Source organism: Protofrankia sp. Cr1 (assembly GCF_963555865.1).
In the GTDB taxonomy this organism is placed as follows: domain Bacteria; phylum Actinomycetota; class Actinomycetes; order Frankiales; family Frankiaceae; genus Protofrankia.
Window position 1 is genome coordinate 31,707 of the sequence record NZ_CAUVXO010000015.1, and the last position, 5,799, is coordinate 37,505.

7 protein-coding genes are annotated in these 5,799 nt (G+C 68.5%); 4 read left to right on the top strand and 3 right to left on the bottom strand.

The features are described 5' to 3' along the window. The coding region (locus U9980_RS03115) for a hypothetical protein (RefSeq protein WP_322766597.1) at positions 1-222 on the top strand (222 nt) is incomplete at its 5' end. A gap of 14 nt (positions 223-236) precedes the next feature. Here the strand turns inward: U9980_RS03115 and U9980_RS03120 are convergent. The 3 genes from U9980_RS03120 to U9980_RS03130 are packed head-to-tail and all read right to left on the bottom strand — an operon-like array spanning position 237 to position 2,131. Beyond that, positions 237-1,232 (bottom strand): bifunctional lytic transglycosylase/C40 family peptidase, encoded by a 996-nt coding sequence (locus tag U9980_RS03120; RefSeq protein ID WP_322766598.1) that lies wholly within the window; start codon positions 1,230-1,232, stop codon positions 237-239. 3 nt (positions 1,233-1,235) lie between these two features. Next, positions 1,236-1,862, bottom strand: coding sequence for a hypothetical protein (locus U9980_RS03125; RefSeq protein ID WP_322766599.1), 627 nt, complete (start codon positions 1,860-1,862; stop codon positions 1,236-1,238). Positions 1,863-1,912: 50 nt separating this feature from the next. Next, positions 1,913-2,131 carry a helix-turn-helix domain-containing protein gene (locus U9980_RS03130; RefSeq protein WP_322749537.1) on the bottom strand — a complete coding sequence of 73 codons (219 nt, stop codon included), beginning with the start codon at positions 2,129-2,131 and terminating at the stop codon, positions 1,913-1,915. A 200-nt stretch (positions 2,132-2,331) separates the two neighbouring features. On the opposite strand from U9980_RS03130, the gene U9980_RS03135 reads away from it, so the two are divergent. From U9980_RS03135 to U9980_RS03145, 3 genes are all read left to right on the top strand, one after another. Then, positions 2,332-4,356 (top strand): hypothetical protein, encoded by a 2,025-nt coding sequence (locus tag U9980_RS03135; RefSeq protein WP_322766600.1) that lies wholly within the window; start codon positions 2,332-2,334, stop codon positions 4,354-4,356. Next, positions 4,353-4,769 (top strand): DUF6112 family protein, encoded by a 417-nt coding sequence (locus U9980_RS03140; RefSeq protein WP_322749536.1) that lies wholly within the window; start codon positions 4,353-4,355, stop codon positions 4,767-4,769. The genes U9980_RS03135 and U9980_RS03140 overlap by 4 nt, the downstream gene beginning before the upstream one ends. A gap of 72 nt (positions 4,770-4,841) precedes the next feature. After that, positions 4,842-5,681 carry a hypothetical protein gene (locus U9980_RS03145; protein ID WP_322766601.1) on the top strand — a complete coding sequence of 280 codons (840 nt, stop codon included), beginning with the start codon at positions 4,842-4,844 and terminating at the stop codon, positions 5,679-5,681. Positions 5,682-5,799: the final 118 nt, after the last annotated feature.

Below are 5,799 nucleotides of genomic sequence, written 5' to 3' on the forward strand. Positions count from 1 at the left end.
GTGAGTAGCGACAGGCTCCGGTCATCGTGGACGGCGCCTGTCCACCCCGTCTTCCCCGCGAGGTCTGACATGAAGAAGCTCGCACCGGTGTGCGCAATCGCTTTTGTGATCTTCTACGTTGCGAACACACCCGCCGACGCGGCCGGTCTGGTCCAGTCGGCGGTCAGTCTGCTCGCAAGCATTGCGGACGGAATCTCCCACTTTGTCACCGCTGTCGCATGACGACGCCCGCACACTCACGGACCGGCGAGCGGACGGGTCACCGCGACGATCGACGTCCAGTCCGACAGGTCCGATTCGACGACGCCCCAGCGGGCGCCCTTCGCGGCGATCACCCGCCCGTCACCGACGTACATCCCGACATGGCCGGGTGCCGCGGGCGTGCCGTCCGCACCCGGAATGAACAGCAGGTCACCGGGCTGCGGATCGACGCCGGAGACGACCGGGCCAGCCCGCATCTGATCGACGGTGACCCGCGGGAGCGACACCCCGATCTGGGCGTAGGCCGCCTGGACCAGCGACGAGCAGTCCCAGGTGTCCGGCCCGGTCGCGCCCCACACATAGGCCTTGCCGAGCTGGGACCGCATGAATGCCACCACCGGAGCGACCGCGGCGGCCGACACCGGGGCACCGGTCGCGACGGAATCGCCGTAGACCTGCGCCCGCGCGAGGATGGTCCGCACGTAATTGCGGGTCTCCGGATACGGCGGGAGACCCGCATAGGCCAGTACGGCCCCGGGCCCCGCGTTGTAGGCCGCGAGCATGTTCTCCTGCGCATCACCGGGAACCGACGCCACGGACGCGGCCACCGCGCAGTCGTAACGGGCCGCGGCCGGGATGGCATCGGCCGGATTCCACACATCCCCATGACCGTGCAGCGCCCACGTCCCTGGCATGAACTGGGCGATACCCATCGCACCGACGCCGGACTGGGCGGTCGGGTTGAAGCCGGACTCCTGATGCAGCTGGGCGGCCAGCACAGCCGGGGTGACCTCGCCGCAGCCGGCGTTGGCCGCCGCATCGATGATCATTGGCAGGTACTCGGGCGGGATCCCGTCCCCATTGGTGATGACCCTGCTCCGGCCGGAGCCGTTGCTGCCGATGAAGGGGCCAGCAATGATCACAACTACTGCCATGACCACGAAGACGAACGCGATGATGGAGCCCATGAGGCCCACACCGGTCCAGAGCAGCCACTGCCGCCGATGCACCCGGCCGGCTCCCGACGCCATGGCTTACCGGCCCGGCGCGTCGCCGTAGGAGTTCGCGAGATCCGCCGCGGCCACGAGCCAGGTGCCGTCGGTCTGGCGCAGCAACGTCAGGAGCGGGTTGGACACCGTCTCCACCCGGCCGCCGGTGTGGTCGCTCACTGTCGTGCGCCGCACGTTGAGCAGCAGCACCACCCGACCGGTCGCCCTGGTGTCTATACCGCCCAGCGGGGATGTCGCCAGGACGACGACGGTGGACCGGGTGCCGGCCGCCTGCAGTTCGAGCCATGCCCTGGTCGGTCCCTGCGCGGAGTCGTCACCGAGGCCCTGTCCACTGAGCTGGGTAAAGAAGTCCGGGGTCATGCAGTCGCGGGCACGCGGCAGGCCGGCGTTCGGCCCGCTGTCGGCCCGCGCGTCAAAGGATTGCCAGCGCACGAAGCAGTCCGCGGCGACACTTGCAGGATCATGGGTGTCCAGCGGAGTGGAGGCGGGTGGTGAGGCAGTGGCGAGGGGAGGGCCGGGCGGCACGTTCGCGGCCGGCGGCGGTCCGGTCGTGGGCGGGACGGCGCTCGCCCGAGCCGCGACGTCACGGATCGCCGAGCAGGCGGACCCGCCACCCGCCAGCAGCAGCAACGCGATCACGAGCACGATCATCCTGGACGCCCGCCGGGATGGCGTCGACTCAACGGACGAGCCAGGACAGATCACTCCCTGCCGTCCAGCCAGTCCCGGACCCGGCCACGGCGGACGCGCCACTGGTGCCCCACCTTTCGGGCCGGGATCTCCCGTTCGGACAGGAGCTTGAGCACCGTGCTCTCCGAGAGCCGCAACCACGCGACAAGCTCGTCGACCGTCAGCACGTCATCGTCCGCAGGATCTCTGCCTGTCGCCAACGCCGCCACCGGGACGCCTTCCTGTGCCACGCGACGACCCCCTTCCCGAGCACATCGTCGCTGGCGCCGGAAGTTACACCCATACAAGGCACCGTGACGAGCCCCGAAGGGGCCTTGTCATACTTGAACTACTCGTGTTACATCGATCCGTCCAAAGCTCGAACCAACTAACCACAAGTAACGGCAATAGGCATCAACCAGCCGGAGACTACCACGGAGGTCGACAGCGCGTGACCGATGTATCGCAGGAACCGTACGGTGAGGACGGTGACGCACGTCCCGTCTCGCTGATCGGTGCCCGCATACCCGCGCCGACCCCACGTCCGGCCTCGACGACCCGTGGCGCGGCCCCCACCGACCCGATCCCGACACCCAGGTCCGCTACCGGCTCAGGGACCGGCAGTGCCAGCGCCGGCGCCGGCGGTGAGGACTCAGCGGGCGCAGGACGGGCGGGCGGTCGCCTGCGCCGCCGGTTGCGCGGTGGCCCGAACGACGAGGACCGCGCCGCGGTCGACGACCCCCGCCAGGCCGAGACCTTCCTCCTCCATGACACGGCAGGCCTGCTGGCCGCCGACAGCCCCAGGGCCGTGATCACCGAACAGACCGTGACCCCCGAACAGACCGAAATCCCCGAACAGACCGCGGCGCCGGAACCGGCCCCGCCGCCCCCACCGGCCGTCAACGCACTCCCGGCCGTCAACCCAGAGCCGGCCGTCAACCCAGAGCCGGCCGTCAACCCAGAGCCGGCCGTCAGTGGCCCGCCGGATGCCACCGACGGCCGGCCCACAGTCGTGCGCCTGGACGGCAGAAGGCGGCGCACTCATGCCGCTTCCGCGGCTGCGCCGGCAGCGCGGGCACAGGCGGTTGAGCCGGCACCGTCAGCGGAGCCCGCGGAGCCCGCGGAGCCGGTTGAGCCGGTTGAGCCGGCGGAGTCCGCACGTCTACCCGCGGTGGTGTCCCAACACCGGAGCAGTCAGGAGCTGTGGCCCTGGCAGGAACCGTGGGATGACGTCGCCGCGCTGGAGCCGTGGGAGGAGATCCCCATCCGGGAGTCGCTCGCGGACCGGGCCGCCGCACCGCTGCAAGGCTCCTGGCGAGTGGCGGTCACCGGGCTGACCGGCGGTTCGGGACGCACCACCGTCACCGCAATGATCGGCATGACGCTCGCAGGTGTCCGCGCTGAACCCGTGGTCGCCGTCGACCTCTCCGGTGATCTGGAGCGCACCGCGGACGCGACGGACCACGGCATGGACACCGCGTTCGGTATCCCGCTTGCGGAGCGCGCCGGCGCATGCCCGTCGGCGACCGTCAGCGACCTCGTCGCGGACGCGATCTCCTATCGGGCCCGCCGGGGTGGAGCGGCACGACCGGTCGGCGAACTCCGCTGGCTGATCAACGGTGGCACCGACGGCGCATACCCGAGTGAAGACTGCGCAGGCCTGGACGTCCTGCCTGGCTGCCGGCCGAGCGAACCCGTCGTGCCGGCAACTCCCCCGTCGGGCCGGCCACGCGCTGGCGCACCGAGTCCGGCCGGTCACACCGCAACGCCTCTGCCCGCGCTGGTGCCGGCCGGGGTACCCGGCCCGCTCACCCCCCAGGTACTCGCCTCCGCCTTCAGCACGCTGGAGCCGGTCTACCCGCTCGTGCTCGTCGACGCCCCGCTCGACCCGACCTCGCCGCTGGCTTCGGTCACGCTCAGCGGAGCCGCCGTCATTGTTCTGGTCGTGCCGGCGCTCCCCGGCGATCTCGCCGAGGCGGCAGCCGCATTGCGCGGCTCAGGCGGTCCTCGGACGCACCCTGGCGGCCCGCCGCCAACCGTGATCGTCGCCGCAATATCGGTCCGGCGCGGCCGATGGTCGCCTCAGACCCGGTCTGCCGCGGCCAAGCTGGCTCGGCGGGTCGATGCGATGGTCCGTATCCCCTATGACGCGCGGCTGGACGACACTGTTACGGAGGCAGCTCGTACCCATCCGGGAAACAGCGCCAAGCGGGGAGACAACGCTGGTCGAGGGCAGCGCAACGCGGTGCCGATTCCGTTCTCCCGACTGCGGTGGCGCAGCCGGCGGGCGTTTCTCCGGCTGGCCGCCACCGTCGTTGACGCGTGCCGCGAGCCGGACGACATCGGCGTCGACAACAATGAGACCGACGACACAACCGCCGTTCACAGCCATGCCGTACATGATCGCAGCTCAGTTCCGGGCGTATCATCCGACGATCTGCGCGCCGACCTGAACCCAGGAAGGGAACAGCAATGATCGTTCAAGCCGCGACCGCGCAGGTAACGGTCGTCCTCGCCCAGGTCCAGATCAAGCCCGACGACACCAAAGCGCCTGGGATCAACGCGCTCAAGGATCTCGTCAACGGCCTCGCCGCGTATGCCGTGATCGCAGCCGTGGCTGCCGTGCTTCTCGGCGGCATCGCCTGGGCGCTCGGCGAGCGGATGGGCCTCGACCGCGCCTCGACGATCGGCAAGAGCGGTGTGCTCGCCGGCTTCGGGCTCGCCTTCCTCGTCGGGGCCGCGGCAGCCGTCGTCAACTTCTTCCTCGCGACCGGAGCGACCGCGTCGTCCGGCACCCCGGACCAGCCCAAGGCGCTGGACAGACCGGCTGTCGTCCGGGTCCTCGACCCCGGGGACCACGACCAGACGCCCCCGCCGTGGCCGTTCTGACCTGTTCCTGCCATCCCGACCGGCTGATATTGGGATGATGGGTCGGCTGTCGTTGCCGGAGCAGGCACGTCCATGGCTGTCACACCGAGGGAGGGGACGTTGGTCAACGAGCCTGACTGGGATGCACGCAGTCTCGTCGGCCTCCTGGCGGCAATCGGCGTGGTAGCGCTGATCGTCGGTCTCCTGCTCGGCCGCTATCTACTTCCCGCATCGAAGGCACCCGTTGCCCGGTCGCCGGTCGAGCCGGTGGGAAGCGCCCGGCCCGATGCGGAGGCGTCCACCGCCGTCGTGGCCAAACCCAGCGACAGCGGTACCAGCCAGCCCGGGACCAACCCGCCCCAGAAACCCGCCGCGACACCGGCCGGGCTCGGACTGCCGGGCATGCCGACGCGCACCAACGAATTCGGGATTCCGGTCGGCTACCCCCACACCGAAGCCGGCGCCATAAGCGCCTGCGGCAACTACGTCGCCGCCTACTCATTCGCTCGTAATCGGGAACCATCGCACATACATGCAGTATTGACATCAATATCCGAAACAGCAGCGGCAAGCAAACTCGCAGATCGCATCATTGAAGTTGACAAAAAGAATGCAACAAGCTTTGGTGCAACGTCTATTAACGATCCGAAAATCAGCTTCAACTCTCGCATTCTCGGATTCGAGGTTCAGCAGAAAACGCTCGACGCTGTAACCGTGTCTATTTGGTCTTCGGCCAGCTTCGGAGCTTACGAAAATTCTGACGTAAACCTCCTCCCTCAAGTACGCTGGGGAACTGATACATGCGTAGTACACTGGCTCGGGGATGACTGGAAGATCGTAGACGCTAACGATGGTCCAGGCGGTCCTTTCATAACCGAAAGAGCTGCCGAGGGATACCAGCGGTTCACATACGTGGGAGGCCCTGGATCATGAATGCCCAGGTCGATGGCGCTAATGTAATTGCGATCAGCTTTAATCCGTTTACCCCTCTCAAGGGTAATATCTCTGATGGCACCGGGAGCTTTCTAGACTCGGTGGGTACAGCGTTCGC

What these genes read in the sequence shown, in the direction of transcription:
- U9980_RS03125 (WP_322766599.1), bottom strand. Translation starts at nt 1,862, where the DNA reads ATGATCGTGCTCGTGATCGCGTTGCTGCTGCTGGCGGGTGGCGGGTCC.
- U9980_RS03145 (WP_322766601.1), top strand. Translation starts at nt 4,842, where the DNA reads ATGGCTGTCACACCGAGGGAGGGGACGTTGGTCAACGAGCCTGACTGG.
- U9980_RS03140 (WP_322749536.1), top strand. Translation starts at nt 4,353, where the DNA reads ATGATCGTTCAAGCCGCGACCGCGCAGGTAACGGTCGTCCTCGCCCAG.
- U9980_RS03120 (WP_322766598.1), bottom strand. Translation starts at nt 1,232, where the DNA reads ATGGCGTCGGGAGCCGGCCGGGTGCATCGGCGGCAGTGGCTGCTCTGG.